Origin of the sequence: Nitrospirillum guaranorum, from assembly GCF_034653275.1 — a bacterium.
In the GTDB taxonomy this organism is placed as follows: domain Bacteria; phylum Pseudomonadota; class Alphaproteobacteria; order Azospirillales; family Azospirillaceae; genus Nitrospirillum.
Window position 1 is genome coordinate 497,071 of the sequence record NZ_JAYEES010000002.1, and the last position, 22,788, is coordinate 519,858.

Sequence of the window (22,788 nt, forward strand, 5' to 3'; positions counted from 1 at the left end):
CGCCGGCCGCCGCCGTCCGGCGGCTTGGCTTTCCTCAGTTTCCAGTCCGCTGACGCTCCCCGGAAGCTTCCGGCGGACCCCCATTTTCCTAAACAGGGGCGCGTCCTAATCGGAGTAACGGTCATGGCAAATGCAGTCAGCCCTGTTCCGGCCGCAGGTACCCCGGCCGCCGAACCGCCGGTCGGCTTCAAGACCTGGCTCGCGGTGGTGGGGTCGATGATCGGCGCCTTCATGGCGGTGCTGAACATCCAGATCACCAACGCCTCCCTACCCGACATCCAGGGGGCCATCGGCGCCGGCATTGACGATGGTGGCTGGATTTCCACCTCCTACCTGGTGGCGGAGATCGTGGTCATCCCGCTGACCGGCTTCCTGGTGCCGGTGTTCTCGCTGCGCCGCTACCTGCTCGCCAACACGGCCCTGTTCCTGGCGCTGTCGGTGGCCTGCGCCTTCGCCGGCAACCTGCAGCAGATGATCCTGCTGCGCGCCCTGCAGGGCTTTTTCGGTGGTGTGCTGATCCCGCTGGCCTTCACCATCACCCTGACCATGCTGCCCCGGTCGAAGCAGCCCATAGGCTTGGCGCTGTTTGCCCTATCCGCCACCTTCGCGCCCGCCATCGGCCCCACCATCGGCGGCTACCTGACCCAGACCTACGGTTGGCAGTACATCTTCTACGTCAACGTGGTGCCGGGCGCCGTCATGCTGGCGGCCCTGTTCCCCACCTTGCCGTCGGCCCCCATGAAGCTGCCGCTGCTGAAGAAGGGGGATTGGCCCGGCATCGCCACCCTGGCCATCGGCCTGGCCGCCCTGCAGACGGTGCTGGAGGAAGGCAACAAGGACGACTGGTTCGGCTCCCCCTTCATCGTGAAGCTGTCGGTGGTGGCGGTGCTGTCGCTGGGCGCCTTCCTGTGGATCGAGCTGACGGTGGTCAACCCGCTGCTGAACCTGCGGCTGCTGACCCGGCGCAATTTCGGCCTGGGCAGCGTCAGCAACATCATCCTGGGCATGGCGCTCTATGGCTCGGTCTTCCTGCTGCCCAGCTATTTGTCGCAGATGCAGGGCTACAACTCGGAACAGGTGGGTGAGGTGCTGGCCTGGACCGGCTTTCCCCAGTTGCTCATCATCCCCTTCGTGCCCTTCCTGATGAAGCGGTTCGATGCCCGCCTGCTGGTGGGCGTGGGTTTCGTCCTGTTCGCCGCGAGCTGCTTCCTGAACATCCACCTGACCAAGGACTACGCCGCCGACCAGCTGGTCCTGCCCAACGTGGTCCGCGCCGTGGGCCAGTCCCTGGTGATGACGCCCCTGTCGGCGCTGGCCACCGGCGGCATCGAGCGGGAGAACGCCGGCTCCGCCTCCGCCTTGTTCAACATGATGCGCAACCTGGGCGGCTCGGTCGGCATCGCCGGCCTGCAGACCATCCTGACCAAGCGGGAACAGTTCCACTCCACCGTCATCACTACCCATGTGACGGGCTTCAGCGAGGCGACGGCGCAGCGCATCCAGGATCTGCAGCAGCGGTTCACGTCGCTGGGCACGGTCGACCCCGACGCCGCCTGGAGCCAGGCGGTGCAGGCCATAGCCAAGTCGGTGAAGCTGCAATCCTTCCTGCTGGCCTACGGCGACGCCTTCCACCTCATGGGCGGTGCCCTGGTGCTGGCCCTGCTGGCCGCCCTGATGATGAAGAAGACCAGCGGCGGCGGGGCCGGGGCGCATTGAGACGATGTTGAAAGCCGAGGCGCCTCGTCCCTGGCCGCCTCCAAACCAGGGGTGTCCCACAGCGCATATCCCAGCACGGATAGGTCGACGGGATATACGTTTGGCCGCATGCGAAAAAAAGCCCCTCCCCAAGCTCTCGCCCAGGGGCGGGGTCTCGGGGGAGGGGGCTGGCCAGTCGCTGATGGCGGGAAGGGGTATCGCCGCCATCAGTTTCCTCGGGCGGGGCCGAAGAAACGGGAACGGAAGGATCAGGCGGCCGGGCGGTAGAACAGGCCCAACTGCAGGCTGGTGGCGATGCGGGCCGCCTTGGCCAGGGCGTCGGTCGCCGCGTCCGGCGGCAGCACGTCGGCGGTGGCCTCCGACCACAGGGCCAGCCAGCGGTCGAACAGGGCGGGGGTCAGGCGCTCCAGATGCTTCAGGTGCGCCGCCATGGGGTTGCCCTTGTAGCGCGCCGCCGTGTGCCGCTCGGGCGGCAGCAACAGGGCCGACCAGAAGGCGGTCAGGGTTTCCAGGTGGTGGTCCCAGTCGCGGATGGCCTGATTGAACACCGGGCCCAAATCGGGATCGCGGCGCACCCGGGCGTAGAATTGAGAGACTAGGGTGGCGATCAGCGGCTCATCCATCGCTCGGCCTCAAATCATGCATGTTTAATGAATGTTATTATGCCGCCCAAAAGGTGCGAAAGGGATATTTGTTTTGCGCCGTGGGCATGCGGTTGGCGCATCGCGCGGCGATCTCGGCATGAGACCCTGCCGGCCATATAGCCCGCCGAAACGGGGACCGCCGCCTGGTGCGAAAAGACCGGGAACGGGGCTGGTCAGGCCCGGCTGCGCCCGGCCACCCACCCGCCGGCCAGCCGGCAGGGAACCAGCACCAGCAGGGCGGCGGCCGCCGCCACCTGCAGGCGCTGCAGCAGGACCGCCAGCAGCAGGCGGGGATGGTCGGCCCACATCAGGAAATCGGGCACGTCCATGCGCAGCGGATGCTGCACGGTGCCGAGTTCAGCCAGCGAGCCCAGGGCGGCGCCGCCGCCGAACAGGGGCACCAGCACCATCAGCGCCTGGGTGACGCCCTGCAGCAGGGGGAAGGGGGTGGAACCGGCGCGGCGCAGGGCCAGGCGGGCCAGAGCCAGCATCAGGACGGCGGCGCCCAGCATCTGGTTCACCTCGCGCAGCGCCACCTCGCTGGCGGTGAAGGAAACGGCATGCAGGCTGAGGCTCAGGGCCGTCACCTCATGGGCCAGCGCCAGTCCCATGGACAGGCGGTATTTCACCAGCAAGTTGGAGGGCCGCAGGTTCGCCGGCAGGGCGGAGAGCAGGGGGCGGATGGCCAGGGCGTGAAGGGCGGTCATCGGGCAAACCTCCGGCTATCCGGGCACATGCCCGGCATTCGCGACGCGGCGTTGGAAGAGGAAGGTGGGTGGGGGTGGTCCCCTGGGCTGATGGCTTAGGTGTACTGCAGGGCGGCGTCGCGGATAAGGCGTCGCACCGGCACTTCATTGATGAAGAAAAGCGACTAATGTGGGGGGCGGAGGGTCTTTTGGGCCCTACTGATGCGTTCCAGGGAACGCACTGTTGCCGTTTGGGGATAGCTGATGCCGCATTTGCCGGATTTCGAGGCCTGGGCCGTCTTCGCCAAGGTGGTGGAGCGGGGGTCGTTCTCCGCCGCCGCCGAGGATCTGGGCCTGTCCAAGACCACGGTGTCCAAGATCATCACCCGGCTGGAGGAGCGGATGCGCACCACGCTGCTGCACCGAACCACCCGCCAGCTGTCCCTGACGGAAAGCGGCCGCTCCGCCCTGGTCCGGGCCAGCCGCATCCTCAGCGACGGTGCCGCCATCGAGGAAGACATCTCGGAAGAGGCGGCGACGCCGCGCGGCACGGTCAAGATCGCCGTGACAATCACCTTTGGGCTGGAACACTTGGCGCCGGTCATCCCGGACTTCATCGCCAAGTATCCCGAGGTGGGCGTCGACCTGCACCTGACCGACGACGCCATCGACATGGTGGCTGAGGGCTACGACCTGGCGGTGCGCGTGGGGGCGGCGGCGGATTCCTCGTTGCTGATCAGCCGGCTGTTCTCCTTCCGGCTTCCCGTCGTGGCGTCCCCCGCCTATTTCGAGCGTCGTGGCCGGCCGGTCCATCCCCGGGATCTGGAGGGGCACGAGGCGCTGCTGTTCTCCCATGTTCCCGACCATGCCCATTGGCGCTTCCAGCATCCAGAACACGGCAGCCTGGTCGTGCCGGTTGCGGGCCGTTTCCACGTCAACAACGGCCTGGCCGCCGTTCCGGCACTGGTGGCCGGCCTGGGCGTCACCGTGCTGCCCGAATCCTTCGTCTGGCGCGAGCTGGAGGACGGCCGGCTGGAAGAGGTCCTGGCCGACTGGACGGTGCCCTCCATCCCCGTCAACATGCTGACCCCGCCCCGCCGCGTGCGACCGGCGCGGGTGCGCGTGATGATCGAATTCCTGCGCCAGCGCTTCATGACCATGCCCTGGGCACGCGGGGTGGAGGTGTAGGATCGGGCGCGGCCGCAGCCCCGTCAGAACAACTCCAGCCGCACGTCCAGGCCGTTGCGGGTGGCATGGGAATAGGGGCAGGCGACGTGGGCCTGCCGCACCAGGTCCTTGGCCACGTCCGGGTCCACGCCCGGCAGGCTGACGGTCAGCGCCACGTCCAGGCCATAGCCCTGGCCGTCGTCGCGCTTGCCGATGCCGACCTCCGCGCTGACGGTGCTGTCCTCCGCCAGCTTGACCTTGCGGCCGGCGGCGACGGACTTCAACGCGCCCAGGAAACAGGCGGCATAGCCGGCGGCGAACAGCTGCTCCGGCGTGTTGCCGTCGCCGCCCTTGCCGCCCAGCTCGCGCGGGGCCGCCAGGGTCATGTCCAGGCCGCCGTCCGCCGTCCGCACCGTGCCGGTGCGACCGCCGGTGGCGATGGCGCGGGTCTGGTACAGGGTCTTCATGGGCGGCGGACTCCGGATGGGACCGGGGCGACAAGGCCCCATCCCTTTCAATAGCGCCGGCATCCGGCCCGGACTATCGCCCAGTACCCACATCACTGTTGACGAAAGCGAACCAATACCTGGACTGATTGCTATTCATCCCCCAGGCATTGAGTCAAAATCGGCAACAGCCGGAGGGCGCGACACCCTCCGGCTGTCGGCCTGAACGGGTCGCTCAAACCTTGGCGGCGGCCGGCACGGCGCGGAAGCTGATGGCCATGCGGTTGTAGGCGTTCATCAGGCCGATGGCGATGGTCAGATCGGCCAGTTCCTTGTCGCTGAACTGCGCGCGGGCGGCCTGGAACTCCGCGTCCGGCACGGCGGTCTCGGCCACGCGGGTCACCGTCTCGGCCCAGCGCAGGGCCGCCTGCTCCCGCGCCGTGAACAGGGCGCCCGCCTCATGCCAGGCCGGGACCAGCACCAGCTTTTCCACGTCCAGCCCGTCCTTCAGCAGGTCGCGGGAATGCATGTCGATGCAGTAGGCGCAGCCGTTGATCTGCGAGACGCGCAGGTAGACCAGGTTCACCAGCTGGCCGGGCAGGCCGCTCTGGGTGATGTAGCCGTAGACACCGCCCAGGGCCTTCATGCCGGCGGGGGAGGCGTTGGCGTAGTCCAGGCGCGGGGTCATGATCCGTATCCTTATCGCTGTCTGTCTGTTCTAGGTGGCGCGAGGCCGATGACCAGAAGATGCGCCCCGCATGGACCAGGAAACAGCACCAAGAATGATCAAAAAGACTGTACCATGATGGTCCATGGACACCGACCTTTCCATCGTCCTGGACCGGGCGGCGGCGACCCCGCTGGCGGCCCAGATCCACGGCGCCCTGCGCCAGGCCATCCTGGGCGGCCGGCTGGCCGCCGGCGCCCGCCTGCCGTCGTGGCGCGACCTGGCGGCCCAGCTGGGTGTCGCGCGCGGCACCGTGCGGGTGGCGTATGAGCGGCTGATGGACGAGCAACTGGTGGTGGGCATGGGGGCGGCCGGCACCCGGGTGGCGCGCTGGCCGGTGCCCGACCTGGCGCCGGTGCCGCCGCCGGCGGAGACGCTGCCCATGGCGGCGTTCTTCCATGATTTCGAGGGCACGCCCCTGACCTTCCAGATGGGGGTGCCGGCGCAGGACGCCTTCCCCTACACGCAGTGGTCCCGCGTCCTGGCGCGGGCGGCCCGCACGGCCGCCCAGGCGCCGGTGGGCTATCCCGACCCGCGCGGCCATCCCGAATTGAGGCACGCGATGGCCGCCTACCTCGCGATCGCCCGCGGCATCCAATGCGCGCCGGCCCAGGTGCTGGTGACCAACGGCTATGCCGGGGCCCTCAACCTTGCCGTCCGCGCCCTGGGGCTGGAGGGCAGGGCGGCGTGGATGGAGGAGCCGGGCTTTCCGCTGACCCGCACGGCCCTGTCGTTGGCCGGGATGCGGCCCGTGCCCGTGCCGGTGGACGCCGAGGGGCTGGACGTGGCCGCCGGGGTGGTGGCTGCCGGTGATGCCGCCCTGGCGGTGGTGACGCCGGGGCAGCAGGCGCCCCTGGGCATGACGCTGTCGCTGGCCCGCCGCGTTGCCCTGCTGGACTGGGCCCGCCATACCGGGGCCTGGGTGCTGGAGGATGATTATCTGAGCGAGCTGCAGCTGGCGGGCCGGGCGGCGCCCGCCCTGGCGGCGGTGGACCATGCGGCCGGGGGGGCCGCCGGGGGTAATGCCCGCGTGCTGCACGCCGGCACCTTCAGCAAGACCATCAGCCCGGCCCTGCGCCTGGGTTTCCTGGTGGTGCCGGCATCCCTGGCCGGCCATTTCGGCGACGTGGCCGCCTGCCTGTCGCCGGCGCCGGCGGCCCCGGTGCAGCGGGCCGTCGCCGCCTTCCTGGCCGAGGGGCACTACCTGCGCCACCTGCGGCGCATGAAGCGGCTGTACGCCGCCCGGCGGGCCACGCTGCTGCGGGCCCTGGACGGCCTGCTGCCGGTGCGGGCCACGGCCGGTCTGTCGGTGGTGGTGTCGCTGCCCCCCGGCACCCGGGACACGGCCATCGCCAACCAGGCCCTGGCCTTCGGCATGGCGCCGGTGCCGCTGTCGCCGTGGTACGTGGCCGAGGGCAACCACCAGGCCGGCCTGCTGCTGGGCGTCACCAACCTGAACGACCGCACCCTGGCCGCCGACTGCGGACGGCTGGCGGACCTGGTGGCACGCTTCGGGTGAGGGGCACTACAGCGGCAGCGCGTCAATCGCGCGGATCAGGCCATCAAAATCCCTGCGGTTGATGGGCAGCTTCTTCTCATTCTCTGCCGCGACCACAGCGGAGAAATGCGAAACGCTCCAATCCCATAATTCCCTGTTGTGGGTCACCTTGGCTGCGGCCGGAACCATGTAGGTTCCCAGATGGCGGAAAAGACGCCCGTCGCAGACGTAAGCGAGGGCGGCTTCCAGGTCTGTCAAGACGGACAGCCGGGTTTCTTCGGCCAGTAAATGGTCCCTGATCTCTTCCCGGGTGGCGATGACGCCGCGAGGCGAATTGGCATCCATATCCCCCGCCGCAAGATAAAAATGGCGCTCGTCCTCCCAGAACAGGCCCCAGAGCCATAGCCGGAACATGCTCATGTGATCATCGGGCCAGCCGGCATCCGACGCCGCCCGGAGCAGGGTCTTATTCAGGACGTCGAAGCGCAGGCCGGACGTGCAGCTCAACCGATGCCACAATCCGCCCAGCAAGGCGGTGACGCGGACGCCCTTCGCGATGGTCTTGTGCAAGCCGTCGCCGTGCTGGGCGTCGCGATAGCCCTTAGGATGCAGGTCTGCCCGCAGAAAGGCGCGAGCATTCCGATAGTAGTCGGCCATGATGTCTCCCAGGTCCATGTAATCACGGCTGGACGTGTCCGTCACGAAGACGCTTGACGCCCCTCCCCCGAGCCCGGCATGGTGCGGGTCATGAACGCCCTGTCCACCATCCTCGTGGCCGCCCTGGCCACCAAAACCATCACCACCACCGCCATCGGCGGGCGGTGCGGGATGGGCTTGTCGGCGTAAAGCCAGGTCGTTCCGCAACCCCCGCCCTAACGGGACGGGGGAGATGGCCAGCGGCGCCTCCGTTCCAAGACCCGAACGGAGCCCCGTCATGAGACCCCAACACCCCCGTCGTTCCTCCTCCGCCCTCATCGTCCTCGACATGCAGGTGGGACTGGTGCATGGCCCCGTGCCGCCCCATGGCGGCGCCGGCGTGGTCGTGCGTATCCAGGACATGGCCGATCGCGCCCGCAAGGCCGGCGGCATGGTGGTCCTGGTCCAGCACGACGGCCCGGAGGGGTCGCGCGCCGCCCCGGGCTCCGCCGATTGGCAGCTGGTGGAACAGCTGGCGCCCCAGGCCGGCGACCTGGTGGTGCGCAAGTCACGGCCGAGCGTCTTCGCCGGCACGGAGCTGGCGGCCCTGCTGCGCGACCATGGCATCGGCCGTGTGGTGCTGTCGGGCATGAAGACGGAATATTGCGTCGACGCCTCCTGCCGCGCCGCCCGCGACCTGGGCTTCGAGGCCGTGCTGGCCGGCGACGCCCACACGACGATCGACACGCCGGCCCTGGCCGCGGGCGCCATCATCCACCACCACAACCTGACGCTGGCCGGCCCCTTCGCCCAGGTCATGGCGGCGGCGGCTGTGGGGTTTTGACAGGGGGTTTTGAGCCTGCCCATCTGTCGCTCTCCAAAATACCCAGGTAGGGGCAAGTGATGGAAAAGACGCGGGTTTGTTGAACCCCCTCCTTTCCGTGCCCGCTGATCACCGTTTGATCACAGGCCAAGGCCAACCCCGGCACGCTTGAAAGGGGCGGCGCCCGCTCAAGGGCGCGCCAAGATCAGGGCGGGGAGGGCCATATGGGGCTTCATTCGGGCGCGGCGGCGGGGCTGCTGAAGGGCGGGTCCTCCTGGCTGGCGGTGGGTGTCGCGCTGGTGGCGGGATCGGCGCGGGCGCAGGATGTCACGCTCACCGGGGCCACCATCGGCTATGCCAACGCCGGCACGCTGGGGGGGCTGCTGATCGCCGGCACGGCTACCGTGGCGGGCGGCACGGTCGCTGGCATCGCCAACACCGGCGCCATCGCCACCCTGACCAATGACGGCACGCTGACCGGCACCGTTGGCGTGCTGAACCAGGGCGGCATCGGCGGAATGGTCGACAGCGGCACGATCCAGGCATCGGGCATGGCGGTGCGCAATGACGGAACCATCGCCAGCTTCAGCATCACCGCCAGCGGCGGTCTCAGCGCGAATTCCACGGCGTTCTATAACGGCGGCAGCATCGGCACCCTGGTGAACCAAGGCCGCATCGGCGACGGCATCGGTTTCGGTCGGCACGCGCTTTTGAATAGCGGCAGCATCGGCACCGTCCTCAACGGCGGGCTGATCAGCGGCTTTTCCGGTGGCGTGGTCAACGTCGGCACCATGGGCAGCCTGGGCAACACCGGCACCATCGAGGGGCCGGTCATCGCCCTGATGAACCAGGGGACGATCGGCCGGCTGGACAACGGCGGCATCATCAACGCCGCCAGCACCGCCCTGTACATCCGCACCTTGGGCGGCGTGGGCCTGCTCAGCAACAGCGGTTTGATCGCCGGCCAGGCCGGCCTGTGGAACGACGGCAGCATCGCCACGCTGGTCAACACCGGCGCGCTCAGCGGCGGCACCGCGGCGGGGCTGCTGAACCGGGGCTGGATCGGCACGGTGGACAACGGCGCCACCATCAATGCCCTGCTCACCGGCCTGGACAATTCCGGCACGCTGGACAGCGTCATCAATCGGGGCACCATCATCGGCCGCAGCGACGGCCTGGTCAACGCCGGCACCGTGGGCACGCTCAGCAACAGCGGCACCCTGACCAGCAGCCGGGGGAGGCGATCTACAACGGCCAGGGAACCCTGGCCCAGCTGAACAACAGCGGCACCCTCAGCGGCTACAAGGCCATCGCCAACGCCGCCAGCCTGGGCCAGGTGACCAACAGCGGGCTGATCAGCGGCACGGGTTTCGCGCTGGATCTGTCGGGCACCACGGGCACCATCGCCAACAGCGGCACCATCGTCGGCCCTACCGCCCTGCGGCTGAACAGCGGCGCCACCCTGGCCGGCGTGGTCAACCAGGGCACCATCATCGGCAACCTCGTGAACCTGTCGACGGATGCCCTGACGCTGGCGGGCGGTTCCGTCCTGGGCACCTACACCGGCACCAACGGCGGCCAGGCCACCGTGTCCAGCGCGCTGGCCAACCTGGTGCTGGGCGGCGGGCGCCTGTTGCTGAACGACGGCGTGGATGTCGGCGGCCACACCCTGGTGAACGCCGGCGCCGCCGTGGTGCTGGACACGGTGGTCAGCGTCACCGGCGCCTATGCCCAGGCGCAAGGCGGGCTGGATCTAGCCACCGCCACCGCCCGGCTGGTGGTCGGCGGTGCCGCCCTGATCAGCGGCGGCACGGTCATGACCTCGCCCACGGCGGTGGCCACCTACCTGGCGGGCGCCACCGTGGGCACCCTGGTCCAGGGTGGCGCCGGCTCCAGCTACGCCGGCGTCACGGTGACCAGTGGCGTGACCGGCCTGGCCCTGCGGGGCCAAACCGGCCAGGGCCAGGCCGGCGGCGCCGACCTGCTGGCGCTGGCGGCCAACGACTACGTCGGCGACGCCCAGGGCTCCCTGGCCAATACCGCCGCGCTTGCGGCCGTCACGGCCGTCCATATCGCGGCGACCGGCAGCCTGGGCACCCTGAACAACAGCGGCACCCTGCAGGGGATGGCCTATGCGATCTACGGGGCCGGCACGCTGGACACCCTGGTCAACAGCGGGGTGATCGCCGGCATCATCGTCAACGCCACCGCCCATGCCTTGACCATCGCCGGCGGCCTCGGGGGCGCCGTCGGCACGCTGACCGGCCCGGCGGGGGGCCCGGGACTGCTGCGCAGCGGCGGCGACGTGGTCCTGGCCGGCGGCGCCCTGCTGCTGAACGACGCCATCGATGCCGCCGGGCACACGGTGGCCAACACCGGCGCCACCGTGGCGCTGGGCGGCGCGCTGACCATCACCGGCAACTACAGCCAGACCGGTGGCACCCTGGCGCTGGGCGCCAACACGCTGGTGGTGACGGAGGCGGCGCAACTGACGGGCGGCACGGTGACCGCCAACCTGTCCGCCACCGCCAACCGGATGGCGGGAGAGGTGGCGGGCACCTTGATCGCGGGTGGCACGGCCTCGCGCTATGGCGGCGTGGCGGTGGATGTCGGCGTCCCCGGCCTGTCGGCGGCGGCGGTGGCGATGACCATCGGCGGGCGGGTGGACCTGGTGGTCACGGCCACCAACGATTATGTCGGCGGCACCCGGCCGGCGCTGGAGAATGGCGGTGTGATCACGGCCGTCACGGCCGTCCACATCGCGGCGACCGGCAGCCTGGGCACCCTGAACAACAGCGGCACCCTGCAGGGGACGGCCTATGCGATCTACGGGGCCGGCACGCTGGACACCCTGCTCAACAGCGGGGTGATCGCCGGCACCATCGTCAACGCCACCGCCCATGCCCTGACCATCGCCGGCGGCCTCGGGGGCGCCGTCGGCACGCTGACCGGCCCAGCGGGTGGCCCGGGACTGCTGCGCAGCGGCGGCGACGTGGTCCTGGCCGGCGGCGCCCTGCTGCTGAACGACGCCATCGATGCCGCCGGGCACACGGTGGCCAACACCGGCGCCACCGTGGCGCTGGGCGGCGCGCTGACCATCACCGGCAACTACAGCCAGACCGGTGGCACCCTGGCGCTGGGCGCCAACACGCTGGTGGTGACGGAGGCGGCGCAACTGACGGGCGGCACGGTGACCGCCAACCTGTCCGCCACCGCCAACCGGATGGCGGGAGAGGTGGCGGGCACCTTGGTCGCGGGTGGCACGGCCTCGCGCTATGGCGGCGTGGCGGTGGATGCCGGCGTCCCCGGCCTGGCGGCGGCGGCGGTGGCGATGACCATCGGCGGGCGGGTGGACCTGGTGGTCACTGCCGCCAACGACTATGTCGGCGGCGCCCTGCCGGCGCTGGAGAACAGCGGCGTGGTCACGGCCGGCACGGCTATCCACATCGCGGCCACGGGCAGCGTGGGCACGGCCGGCAACACCGGGGCCCTGGTGGGCACCGTGGCGGCCGTCGCCAACCTCGGCACCATGGGTCTGCTCAGCAACCAGGGCACCCTCAGCGGCGTGACGCGCGGCCTTTACAACGCCGGCACCATCGGCACCGTGACCAACAGCGGCCTGATCACCGGGGCGACCGCCCTGTACACCAGCGGCAGCATCGGCGCCGTTGGCAACAGCGGCGTGATCGCGGGGCGGATCGTCAACGCCGCCCCCACCGCGCTCAGCATCAGTGGTGGCGGCGGTGGCGCCATGGGCACCCTGACGGGGCTGGGCGGCGCCCAAGGGGCCATCGTCAGCACCGGCGCCGACGTGGTGCTGTCGTCCGGCAGCCTGCTGCTGAACGACACCGTGGACGTGACCGGGCACACGCTGGTCAACAGCGGGGCGTCGGTGCTGCTGACCAGCGTCGTCAGCGTCACCGGCAACTATGCCCAGACGGGGGGCACCTTGGCGGCGGGCATCGGCGGGGCCTCCACGGGTGGACTGGTCGTCAGCGGGGCGGCCAGCCTGACGGGCGGCACCGTGGCCGTGGCGGCCCTGGCCGGTTCCAACCTGCTGGCGGGCGACAGCTATACCATCGTGGCGGGCGGCAGCCTGACCGCCACGGGCCTGACCGCCGCCGCCAGCGGCTTCACCGCCACCCTGGGCACGACCACCAGCGGGGCCGCGACCGACCTGGTGCTGACGCTGGTCAGCGACTATATCGGCGGCACGCTGGGCACCCTGACCAACAGCGCCGTGCTGTCGGCCGCCACGGCGGTGATGATAACGCCGGCCGGCAGCCTGGGCACCCTGGCGAACACCGGCGCCATACTGGGCGATGTGGTGAACGCCAGTGCCAACGACTTGGTGGTGACGGGCGGCAGCGGCGGCACGGTGGGCACGCTCGCCGGCGGCGTCATCCACAACAGCCTCAGCAACCTGGTCTTCGCCGCCGGCGACCTCAGCCTGGGCGACGCCATCGACGCCACCGGCCACACGGTGACCGGCGGCGGCGCGAGCATCGCCCTGTCCCGCGATGTGGCCATCACCGGCGCCTACATCCAGACGGCGGGCACCCTGGTCGCCGCCGGCCACGTGCTGAGCGTCAGCGACGCGGCCCGTGTGATGGGCGGCGTGGTTTCGGCCGGGGTGGGCGCCGGCGGCAACTACCAGGTGGGCGACAGCGTCACCCTGATCCACGGCGGGGTCGGGTCCAGCTACGCGGGCGCCACTGTCACCAGCGGCGTTTCCGGCCTATGGGCCACGGGTGCCGTCAGCGGTACCGATCTGCTGGCCGTGGCCGGCAACGACTATGTCGGCGGCGGTCTGGACAAGCTCGACATTTCCGGAACGCTCACCAACACCGCCGGCGGCGCCACGGCGCTGTACATCGCGGCCAGTGGCGTCCTGGGCACCTTGGCCAACAGCGGCGTCATCGCCGGCGACATCCTGAACCAGTCCGCCAACCCCCTGGTGATCAGCGGGGGCACGGATGATGCCCCCGGCACGCTGACGGGCGCCGGCGGGCGGCTGGGGTCCATCACCAGCCGCCTGGCCGATGTGCGCTTCATCTCCGGCACGCTATTGCTGAACGACCATCTGGACGTGGGCACGCACGGTGTGATCAACAGCGGCGCCACCTTGCTGGTCAACAGCGCCATCAACATCACCGGCAGCTACAGCCAGACCGGTGGCAGCCTGGTGATCGGAATCGCCTCCACCAGCAGCTATGGCAGCCTGGTGATCAGCGGCAGCGCCAGCCTGGCGGGTGGCTCGGTGACGCTGAAGCCCACGGCCGGCGGGGCGCTGACGGCCGGCAGCTACACCATCGTGTCGGCGGGTGGCGGGCTCAGCACCGGCGCCTTGGCCCTCACGGCCGCCGGCTACACGGTGACCAGTTCCACCGTGACAAGCGGCGGCCACACCCAGCTGGTGCTGACCCTGAACGCCGGCAGCACCGGCACGACGGGCGGCAATACGGGTGGAAATACCGGCGGCGGAAATACCAGTGGTGGGAATACGGGTGGCGGAACCACGGGGGGCTCAACCGGCGGATCGACCGGCGGCGGGACCGACACCGGCGGTTCGGGCGGCACCGGCACCGGGGGAACGGACGGCGGCACGGGCAACACGGGCGGCACGGGGAACACGGGTGGGACGGGCACCGGTGGCGGCACGGCCACCCCGACGCCCCCGGTCGGTTCCCGCTATGCCGCGGTAGGCCTGGCCCAGGGTGGGGCGGCCATGGGGGCGGGCGCGGCGCTGGATGCCATCGCCGCCAGCGGCGGCGGTGCGGCCACGGCTTTCCAATCGGCGGTGCTGACCCCCCTGTCCGGCTTGTCGGCCGCGGCGCAACGGCTGGCGGTGGCGCAGCTGGCGCCCAACCAGACGACACCGCAGATGACCCTGTCCATGACGGCACCCACCACCACCGCCATCAGCCAGCACCAGCAGACGGTGGCCGGCCTGATGGCCGGCACCGGCGCCGCTGCCGGTTCCGACGGCCAGCAAGGCGCCATTTGGGGGGAAATCCTGGGCGGTGGCGCCCTGCGCGCCAATGGCGCGGATGCGGCCGGGTATCGCGCCAGCAGCGCCGGCCTGGTGCTGGGCGCGGACTGGTATGCCGACGACCAGGTGATGGCCGGCCTGGCCTTCAGCTGGCTCAGCAGCGCGGCGGTGGGGCAGGGGGTGTCGGCGAACAGCCTGACGCGGGCTGGCAGCTATCAGCTGACGGCCTACGGTGTCTGGCGGCCGGATATCGCGGACCAGCGCCTGTCCGTCGCCGGCCAGGTCAGCTTCGGCTACAACCATTACGACCAGCGCCGTTGGATCGATTTCCTGGGCGCCCGTGCCAACGCCAACTATGGGGGCGAGCAGTACCTGGGCAAGGTGACGGTGGGCTATGACCTGCCCCTGGCGGCAACCTTCACCCTGATGCCGCAATACAGCCTGCGCGCCGTGCGCCTGACCAACCACGGGTACCAGGAACACGACGCGGGCGTGGCCGATCTGGCCGTGGACGCGCTGGTGACCAGCAACATCACCCAGGAACTGGGGGCTACGATGGCCACCCGGGTCGATACGGCGCTGGGCGCCCTCGTGCCGGAGCTGCGTGTGGCCTGGGTGCACGATTACCTGAACGGTCCCGTCGCCACCACCGGCGTGCTGGCCGGCGTGGCGTTCGCCAGCACCACGGCCCAGGTCAGCGCCGACGGCGTCGCCATCGGCGTGGGCGCCACCCTGCGCCAGGGCGATAGTGTCAGCCTGCGCCTGGAATACAGCGGCGAATACCGCCGGGATTATCAGACGCACGCCGGCGTCCTGCGGGCCACCTGGGCGTTTTGACGGCGCCGGGAGGGACATTCCGGCGGGTGTAGCCGGAGTATGAACGAATTACCCAGGTGTCATTTTGAACAGATTTGGCGAAAGTGTGAAAAACCGCTTGCTCTTTACAGACAGCCAGTCATTTTTCATCAGAATTAATCAGAGGTGAGTGGGCGATTTCCCGGGGTCTACCGCCGGCACCCCCGCCCGCCCGCCAAATGACGCGGAAAAAGCTTTTGAGAGCTTGACCTTGTTATCGCCCTGTTGGTTAGTCCCTTATCGTCCTTCCGTATAGGCTGCGGGCGATAGTTAGGACGTGGCGGGAGGCCGCCATTTCATTCTATAAGCGGTTAGACCGCATACTTGCAGGGGCCGGAGTACCGAGATGAGCATAGTGGCGAGGGCGGCGTTGGTCGCGATGACGGCCGGCGCGTTGGCGGCGTTCACCGGGGTGGCCACCGCCACCGTGGCGGCGGAGCCGGTGAAGACTCCCCCGCCGGCGACGTCCGTTCCCGCCCCGGCTAACGCCCCTGCCACCGCCGGCAAGGGCCCCGAAGTCACCAAGGCGCCGGGTCCGCTGTGGTCCAAGAGCTGCGCCAAGACCGATGCCGGCGCCGAGATTTGCTATGTCGAGCAGTTCGCCATCGCCACGCCGCAGAACGTCATGATGCTGCATGTCCGCGTGGGCTATCTCGGCCCCGACGGCAAGCCGCGCCTGATCCTGGCCACACCTTTGGGCGTGCTGCTTCAGCCGGGCGTCACCCTGGTGGTGGACCAGGACAAGCCGCTGACCCTGCCTTTCGATGCCTGCCAGCAAGGCGGGTGCGTCGCCGCCGCCGACCTTGAGGACGGCAAGGTGCTGGACCATTTCACCGGCGGCAAAGTCCTGGCGGTCCGCTATATCAATGGCGACAAGGCCGCCGTCGACATCCCGGTGCAGCTGAGCGGCCTGGCCGCGGCGCTGAAGGCCCTGCCGGCGCCGCCCAAGCGCACCCCGTAAGCCATCCGCCCTGACCCATTCCAGAATAAGCGCGCGAGCCATGAGCACCCAACAGCAGACCACCATGACCGTTGAGCAGGCGCTGGGCCAGGCCCACGCCCATTGGAACGCCGGCCAGGTCGACCAGGCGGAACGTTTGTGCCAGCACGTGCTGGCACTGTGGCCGGGGCAGTCGGACGCCTTGCACCTGATGGGCCTCATGGCGCACGCCTACGGCAACCTGGACCTGGCCATCGACCACCTGCGCCGCGCCTGCCAGGCGCCGCGGGTGCCGGCCGTCTACCTCAGCAACCTGGGTGAGATGTTGCGCCAGCGCGGCCTGCTGGCCGAGGCCGAGGTGGCCGCCCGCCGCGCCGTCACCATGGACAACGCCCTGGTGGCCGGCTGGAACAACCTGGGCATCATCCTGCAGGAAGCCGGCAAGCTGGAAGACAGCCTGACCTGCCTGGAACGGGTGGTGGCGCTGCAGCCCAACTATGCCGAGGCGCACAACAACCTGGGCAACACGCTGAAGCGCATGGGCCGGCTGGACCAGGCCCGCCAGCGGTACGAATACGCCCTGAACCTGGCCCCGGCCTATGCCGAGGCGCAGAGCAACCTGGCCAACCTGCTGAACGACCTGGGCCGCCCGGACGACGCCCTGGCCGCGGCGCGCAAGGCCATCGACCTGAACCCGCGCCTGTCGGACGCCTACATCAACGCGGCGGCGGTGGAACTGGGCCGCAACCGCAACGAGGACGCGCTGCGCTGGATCGACGCGCTGCTGAGCTACGCCCCCCTGCATGCCGGCGCCCTGACCGTGCGCGCCACGGCCCTGCGCCACCTGGAGCGGCTGGAGGAGGCGTTGGCCGACGCCCGCCGCGCCGTGGCCTCCCAGGCCGACAATGGCGAGGCGCAGAATGTCCTGGGCGAGGTGCTGCAGGCCCTGGGCCAGCATGACGAGGCGCTGGCCGCTTTCGACCGCGCGTCCAAGACCCTGGGCTTCGCTCCGGAAAAGGCGCTGATCAACCGCGGCGTCCTGCTGATGGAGCGCGGCGACAAGGCCGAGGCCAAGGCCGCCTTCGAACAGGTGGTGGCGCAGTTCCCGCGCTCCGCCTCCGCGTGGTTCAACATGTCGGACCTGCACCGCTTCCAGGCCGGCGATCCGGCCGTCACCAAGATGGAAGCGCTGCTGTACGGTCCCGACCCCGTGCAGTCGCAGACCGACCGCACCGCCCTGAACTTCGCCCTGGGCAAGGCGTGGATGGACATCGGCGACGCCGACCGCGCCTTCGGCTACCTGAACGAGGGCAACCGCCAGAAGCGCGCGACCTTCGCCTATGACGCCGCCGCCACCAGCCGCTGGATGGCCGACATCGCGACGTCCTTCCCGGCCGCCAAGTTCGAGGGGCCCAAGGCCGCGACCCAGGGCAGCGACCAGGCGGTGTTCGTGCTGGGCATGCCCCGCTCCGGCACCACCCTGATCGAGCAGATCCTGGCCAGCCATCCCCAGGTGGCCGCCGCCGGCGAGCTGTCGGCCTTCAACAACCTGGTGAACCAGCTGGGCCCCTATCCCCAGATCGCCGGCCACCTGACGCCGGAGATCACGGGCGGCCTGGGCCAGCGCTATCTGGACTTCATCCGTCCCCTGGCCGGCGGCCGCCGCAAGGTCGTGGACAAGATGCCGTCCAACTTCCTGTTCGCCGGCCTGGTCAACCTGGCCCTGCCGGACGCCCGCATCATCCATGTGCGCCGTGACCCGGTGGACACCTGCCTGTCCTGCTACACCAAGCTGTTCACGCGTGAACAGCTGTTCACCTACGACCTGGCGGAGCTGGGGCAGTTCTACCGCGCCTACGAACGGCTGATGGACCATTGGCGCGCCGTGCTGCCCGCCGACCGCTTCATCGAGGTGCGGTACGAGGACGTGGTGGACGACCAGGAAGGCCAGTCCCGCCGCCTGATCGAGGCCATCGGCCTGACCTGGGACCCCGCCGTCCTGGACTTCCACAAGACCCGGCGCACCATCCGCACCGCCAGCCTGAACCAGGTGCGCCAGCCCATCTTCCGCAGCAGCATGGGCCGCTGGAGGCCGTTCGCGGCCCAGCTGACGCCGCTGCTGACGGCGCTGGGCGTCGACCCCAACGCTCCGGACGCCCCGGTCGACACTCCGGCCGCCGCGCCCGCCAAGAAGCCCGCCGCGAAGAAGGCGGAGCCCAAGGCCGAAAAGGCGCCTGAGCCGGTGGCCGAGGCGCCCGAAGCTAAAGCCAAGGCGGCGCCCAAGAAGGCCAAGGCCGCCGCGCCGGCCGCTGAACCGGCGCCCGCCCCTGCTGCCGCCGAGGACGCGGCGAAGCCGGCGCGCAGCCGCCGCAAGCCGGCCGCCAGCTGACAGGGCCTGCCGTCATGGACATGAAGGAACTTGAGCAGCAGGTCCGCCCCATGCTGATCGCGGGGCGGGGTGTCGAGGTCGAGGCGATGCTCCGGCCCCTGCTGGCCAGCGGCACGGGCCCGGTGACGCTGTGGGCCCTGCTGGCCCAGGCCCTGCGCGTGCAGGGCCGGGTGCTTGAGGCCAAGCCCATCCAGGAGATGCTGGTGGATGCCCTGCCCGGGCACCTGTCCACCCGCTTCGATCTGGCGGAAACCCTGCTGCTGCTGGGGGAGTTCGACCGTGGGTGGCGCGAATACGCCTACCGCTACAGCCTGGCGCACACCACGCGCATCGAGCGCAAGGTGCAGCGCCCACGCTGGGATGGCCGCCCCATCCCGGGCAAGACCCTGCTGATCCATGATGAGCAAGGCTATGGCGACACATTCCAGTTCATGCGCATGGTCGCCTGGGCCAAGGAGAAGAGCCAGGCCAACGTCATCCTGGAAATCAATCATGAGACGGCCAGCCTGGCGCGCCGCATGAAGGGTTTCGACGCCCTGACCCTGCGTGGGGAACTGCCGCCCCATTTCGACGTGCACGCCGAAATGATGAGCCTGCCCATGATCATGGGCCTGCAGCTCAGCCAGCTGCCGGGCGAACCCATGCCCTATCTGTCGGCCTTGCCCGACCGGCGGGAGCATTGGCGCAAGCGGCTGGAATCCTACAAGGGCCTGAAGGTCGCCTTCCTCTGGGCCGGCCGTCCTACCCACTTCAACGACGCCAACCGGTCCATGGGGCTGGAGATGCTGGCGCCGCTGGCGCAGGACGGCGTCACCCTCTTCTCCGTGCAGAAGGGCCCGAAGGAGGAGCAGGCGCTGAACCCGCCGGCCGCCATGGCCAAGCACGTCGTCAGCCTCAGCCCGGAAATCCGCGATTTCGAGGATACGGCCGCCATCCTGATGGAGGTCGACTTGCTGATCTCCATCGACAGCTCACCGGTGCACCTGGCCGGCGCGCTGGGCCGGCCGGCCTGGGTCATGATCCCCCTGCTGCCGGATTGGCGCTGGCTGCAGAACCGCGACGACACGCCGTGGTATCCGTCCGTCCGCCTGTTCCGCCAGACGGAATGGGGGCAGTGGGGCCCGGTGGTCGACCGCGTGGCCAAGGCGTTGGCGGAGTTCAAGGCCAAGAAGGGCTGACGGCATGCGGGCCCGCGCCCTGATGGCACTGATGTTGGCAGGGGGGGTGCTGGCGGGCGGCCTGGCCGCCTGTTCCGGCATCCATGGCCGGCAGGAGCGGGGGCCCACCCTGGCCCAGGGCGGCGGGTGGCGCTGGGACTACATCGCGGCGGGCAGCTTCGACCTGGCGACGGCGGTCAAGCCGAAGGCCGGGGGCGTCGGTAACGAAGTGCTGACCGTCTATATCGAGGGCGACGGCCTGGCCTACCTGTCGGCGCGTGAGCCGTCGCAGGATCCCACACCCACCGATCCGGTGGCCCTGCGCCTGGCCATGGGCCATCCCGGCACGGGGCCCGTCGCCTATCTCGCCCGCCCCTGCCAGTACGTCATGGAAACCCGGCCGCGCGCCTGCCAGGTGGGATACTGGACCAAGGCCCGCCTGGCGCCCGAGGTGGTGGATAGCGCCGGCCTGGCGCTGGACCGGCTGAAGGCCGACGCCGGCGCGCGACGCCTGGTGCTGGTGGGCTATTCCGGCGGCGGGGGCTTGGCGGCGGTGCTGGCCGAGCGGCGCGCCGACGTGGCCGGCCTGGTCACCGTGTCCGGCAACCTGGACTTCGGCCTGTGGACCCAGATGCTGGACCTGACGCCGCTGTCGCAATCGATCGACCCCGTCATCGACGCCGCCAAGCTGGCGGGCCGGCCGCAGGTGCATTTCGTCGGCGCCGACGACAAGCTGGTGGACGTCGCCATCGCCCAGTCCTTCGTGGCCCATCAGCCCACGCCCGCGTCGGCCACCATCATCACCGTGCCCGGCCAGGACCACGGCTGCTGCTGGGCGGCATCCTGGGCCACCCTGGCCCGGCGGCCGGAGATGAAGGCCATCCCCGGCTGGCTGCCCTGACGCACCCCGCGTCAGCCCGCCGACCAATACCCCGCCACCACCGGCCGGCCGCCCAGGGCGCCGGTATGCTCTACCTCCGGCCCCAGGGGAATGCGGGTATCGGCGCGGGCGAACACCGCCATCTCGTCCAGCGCCAGGGTCAGCGTGTGGGTACGCCCACCTTCCAGCGCCGCGCCGTCGGGGAAACGGTGCCACTGCCCGGCGGGCAGGTAGACGGTGACGGTGCCGGTGGCGTTCAGGCAGGGGGCGACCAACAGGTCCGGACCGCAGAAGAACTGATCCTCGAAGGCCCAGGCGGCGCGGTCGTCGGGGCAGGCCAGCGCCATGGCGCGCTGCACCGGCAGGCCGGTGGCGGCGGCGGCCTCCATGGCGGCGTGCAGATAAGGGATCAGGCGATAGCGCAGCTTCAGGGCGGCCAGGGTGGCGGCCTCCGCCTCCGGCCCGTAGGACCAGGGCTCCCGCGGGCCGATGCCGTGCAGGCGCATGTGGGCGGAGAAGACGGCCGCCTGCGCCCAGCGGACATAGAGGATGGGGTCGCGCTGGTCGCGGTAGAAGCCACCCACGTCGGTGGCGTAGTAGGGCGCGCCGCTCAGGCCCCAGGACAGGCCGCCGCGAAGGTTGCCGGCCATGCCTTCCCAATCCGCCTGCGGGTCGCCACCCCATTGGGCGGGATAGCGCTGCGCCCCGATCCAGCTGGCGCGGGAAAACAGGAAGGGTCCGCTGGCGCAGTAGGCCGCCGCCGCCTCATAGACGCAGCGGTTATAAAGGTGGGCGTAGACATTATGCAGGGCGTGCCCGGTCTCGCCATTGCTGGCCAGCATGTCGGGCTCCACCTGCTCGCCGAAGTCCGCCTTGATCATGTCCACGCCGGCCTCGAACAGCGGCTTGTGGCAGTCGCGCCAGTAGGCATAGGCGTCGGGGTGCGTGAAGTCGATCAGGCCGCTGTCGGGCAGGGGGGTCAGCACGGGGCCGAAGGGTTCCAGATCCCACGTGTAGCGATAGGCCTCGCCCGTGCGCCGGTCCTTGAGCAGCCAGCCCTTGGCGGCCAGCTCATCGAACAGCGGGTTGTTGACCGACACCAGCGGGTATTCCCAGGCGCAGATCTTGAAGTCCATGGCCTTCAGGGTCGCCAGCGTGGCGGTGGGGTCTTGGAAGCGCTTCGGATCCCATTCGAAGGCGAAGCGGGTGTCGGTGTCCTGCCAGGCGCGGCCGTCGAAGGTGATGGTGTCGCAGGGCATGCCCTTGGCGCGCACCTCCGTCGCCACGGCGATGACCTCCTCCGGCGTGCGGTAATAGGCCTTGGACAGGATGACGCCCAGGCTCCACAGCGGCGGCACCGGCGCCCGGCCGGTCAGGCCGGTGTATTGTTCCAGCAGGGCGGCGCCGTCATCGCCGGCGAACAGGAACAGGTCCAGGTGCTCATCCTCGACCACCAGGCCGTAGGCGCGCTGCGACCAGGGGGCGTAGCCCACGCCATGAGTCACCGGCGCCGGCGTGTGCGCCAGCAGGCCCCAGCCCTCGGGCGACCAGGCGAAGGGGGTGTTCTTGTAGGACCATTGGCCGTTGACGCCCAGCGCGTCCTCGTTGCGGGACCGCAGCAACTGCCCGCGATGGTCCAGTTGCCCCCACTTCTCCCCCAGGCCGTAGACGGGCTCGCCGGACTTCAGGTCCAGGCTGACGAACCAGGCGCCGTCCAGCTTGGCGAAGGGCGGCAGGCGGAAACGGCGGACGAAATGCCCATCGGTGGGCGAGGACTGAACCACCCGGCCGTCGACCCGGGTCAGGGTGAAGGACAGGGGCGCGTGGTCCAGCGTGCACGTCAGGCCCCCGGCCGTGACCACGGTGCGGTCACCCTCCGCCACCAGGGTGGGCGTCAGCGGCGCCGGTTCGGCCGCCAGCAGGCCATAACCGCCGATGGCCCGCTCCCCCGTTCGCAGGCGGGCGCCGAAGGCGTGCAGCGTCAGCCACAGGGGGCCGGCGTCGGTTTCCAGCAGGACGGTGTCGCCCGCCAGGCGGGCCTTGGCCGTCACGGTCACGGCGGGGATGCGGCCCCAATTGGGGGACGCCGCCGCGCCGACCATATCCTGCACCACGCTCATGGCTCCGTTCCTCACTGCCGCCGGGTCATAGGCTTAAGCCCATACCCCAATCGGCACCGGCCCCGCCAGGGTCTCCCCGCAGGGACGGGACGCGTGAAACGGCCGTTCTGAT

Annotated in this window: 16 protein-coding genes; 10 read left to right on the forward strand and 6 right to left on the reverse strand. The window is 70.1% G+C overall.

Annotated features, from left to right (window positions below; translation table 11 throughout):
* The first annotated feature begins 123 nt into the window (after nucleotides 1–123).
* Nucleotides 124–1,716 (forward strand): DHA2 family efflux MFS transporter permease subunit, encoded by a 1,593-nt coding sequence (locus UAJ10_RS07845; protein ID WP_322914828.1) that lies wholly within the window; start codon nucleotides 124–126, stop codon nucleotides 1,714–1,716.
* Nucleotides 1,717–1,964: 248 nt separating this feature from the next.
* On the opposite strand, the gene UAJ10_RS07850 is transcribed toward UAJ10_RS07845, so the two are convergent.
* Nucleotides 1,965–2,339 carry a group III truncated hemoglobin gene (locus UAJ10_RS07850; protein WP_322914829.1) on the reverse strand — a complete coding sequence of 125 codons (375 nt, stop codon included), beginning with the start codon at nucleotides 2,337–2,339 and terminating at the stop codon, nucleotides 1,965–1,967.
* Nucleotides 2,340–2,533: 194 nt separating this feature from the next.
* Nucleotides 2,534–3,067, reverse strand: a complete 534-nt coding sequence (locus UAJ10_RS07855; RefSeq protein WP_322914830.1) for a hypothetical protein — start codon at nucleotides 3,065–3,067, stop codon at nucleotides 2,534–2,536.
* 243 nt (nucleotides 3,068–3,310) lie between these two features.
* On the opposite strand from UAJ10_RS07855, the gene UAJ10_RS07860 reads away from it, so the two are divergent.
* On the forward strand, nucleotides 3,311–4,234 hold the full coding sequence (locus tag UAJ10_RS07860; RefSeq protein WP_322914831.1) for a LysR family transcriptional regulator: 924 nt from the start codon (nucleotides 3,311–3,313) through the stop codon (nucleotides 4,232–4,234).
* Between the two features lie 23 nt (nucleotides 4,235–4,257).
* Here the strand turns inward: UAJ10_RS07860 and UAJ10_RS07865 are convergent, their stop codons facing one another.
* Complete coding sequence (locus tag UAJ10_RS07865) at nucleotides 4,258–4,680, reverse strand: organic hydroperoxide resistance protein (protein ID WP_322914832.1); 423 nt, start codon at nucleotides 4,678–4,680, stop codon at nucleotides 4,258–4,260.
* Nucleotides 4,681–4,894: 214 nt separating this feature from the next.
* Nucleotides 4,895–5,347 carry a carboxymuconolactone decarboxylase family protein gene (locus tag UAJ10_RS07870; RefSeq protein WP_322914833.1) on the reverse strand — a complete coding sequence of 151 codons (453 nt, stop codon included), beginning with the start codon at nucleotides 5,345–5,347 and terminating at the stop codon, nucleotides 4,895–4,897.
* A gap of 124 nt (nucleotides 5,348–5,471) precedes the next feature.
* Here UAJ10_RS07870 and pdxR point away from each other — a divergent pair, with 124 nt between their 5' ends.
* Nucleotides 5,472–6,905 (forward strand): MocR-like pyridoxine biosynthesis transcription factor PdxR, encoded by a 1,434-nt coding sequence (gene pdxR, locus UAJ10_RS07875; RefSeq protein WP_322914834.1) that lies wholly within the window; start codon nucleotides 5,472–5,474, stop codon nucleotides 6,903–6,905.
* A 6-nt stretch (nucleotides 6,906–6,911) separates the two neighbouring features.
* On the opposite strand, the gene UAJ10_RS07880 is transcribed toward pdxR, so the two are convergent.
* The gene (locus UAJ10_RS07880; RefSeq protein WP_322914835.1) at nucleotides 6,912–7,541 is read right to left on the reverse strand and encodes a hypothetical protein; all 630 of its coding nucleotides are present in this window, start codon (nucleotides 7,539–7,541) and stop codon (nucleotides 6,912–6,914) included.
* A 277-nt stretch (nucleotides 7,542–7,818) separates the two neighbouring features.
* On the opposite strand from UAJ10_RS07880, the gene UAJ10_RS07885 reads away from it, so the two are divergent.
* From UAJ10_RS07885 to UAJ10_RS07915, 7 genes are all read left to right on the forward strand, one after another.
* Nucleotides 7,819–8,364: a cysteine hydrolase family protein gene (locus UAJ10_RS07885; protein WP_322914836.1), complete on the forward strand. Its 546-nt coding sequence runs from the start codon at nucleotides 7,819–7,821 to the stop codon at nucleotides 8,362–8,364.
* Nucleotides 8,365–8,567: 203 nt separating this feature from the next.
* Nucleotides 8,568–9,620, forward strand: a complete 1,053-nt coding sequence (locus UAJ10_RS07890) for a hypothetical protein (RefSeq protein ID WP_322914837.1) — start codon at nucleotides 8,568–8,570, stop codon at nucleotides 9,618–9,620.
* 59 nt (nucleotides 9,621–9,679) lie between these two features.
* Complete coding sequence (locus UAJ10_RS07895; protein WP_322914838.1) at nucleotides 9,680–15,172, forward strand: hypothetical protein; 5,493 nt, start codon at nucleotides 9,680–9,682, stop codon at nucleotides 15,170–15,172.
* A gap of 364 nt (nucleotides 15,173–15,536) precedes the next feature.
* Nucleotides 15,537–16,151 (forward strand): invasion associated locus B family protein, encoded by a 615-nt coding sequence (locus UAJ10_RS07900; protein WP_322914839.1) that lies wholly within the window; start codon nucleotides 15,537–15,539, stop codon nucleotides 16,149–16,151.
* Nucleotides 16,152–16,191: 40 nt separating this feature from the next.
* Nucleotides 16,192–18,519, forward strand: coding sequence for a sulfotransferase (locus UAJ10_RS07905; protein ID WP_322914840.1), 2,328 nt, complete (start codon nucleotides 16,192–16,194; stop codon nucleotides 18,517–18,519).
* A gap of 14 nt (nucleotides 18,520–18,533) precedes the next feature.
* Nucleotides 18,534–19,697, forward strand: a complete 1,164-nt coding sequence (locus UAJ10_RS07910) for a glycosyltransferase family 9 protein (RefSeq protein WP_322914841.1) — start codon at nucleotides 18,534–18,536, stop codon at nucleotides 19,695–19,697.
* A 4-nt stretch (nucleotides 19,698–19,701) separates the two neighbouring features.
* Complete coding sequence (locus tag UAJ10_RS07915) at nucleotides 19,702–20,577, forward strand: alpha/beta hydrolase family protein (protein ID WP_322914842.1); 876 nt, start codon at nucleotides 19,702–19,704, stop codon at nucleotides 20,575–20,577.
* Nucleotides 20,578–20,588: 11 nt separating this feature from the next.
* Here the strand turns inward: UAJ10_RS07915 and UAJ10_RS07920 are convergent, their stop codons facing one another.
* Nucleotides 20,589–22,676, reverse strand: a complete 2,088-nt coding sequence (locus UAJ10_RS07920) for a glycoside hydrolase family 31 protein (protein ID WP_322914843.1) — start codon at nucleotides 22,674–22,676, stop codon at nucleotides 20,589–20,591.
* Nucleotides 22,677–22,788: the final 112 nt, after the last annotated feature.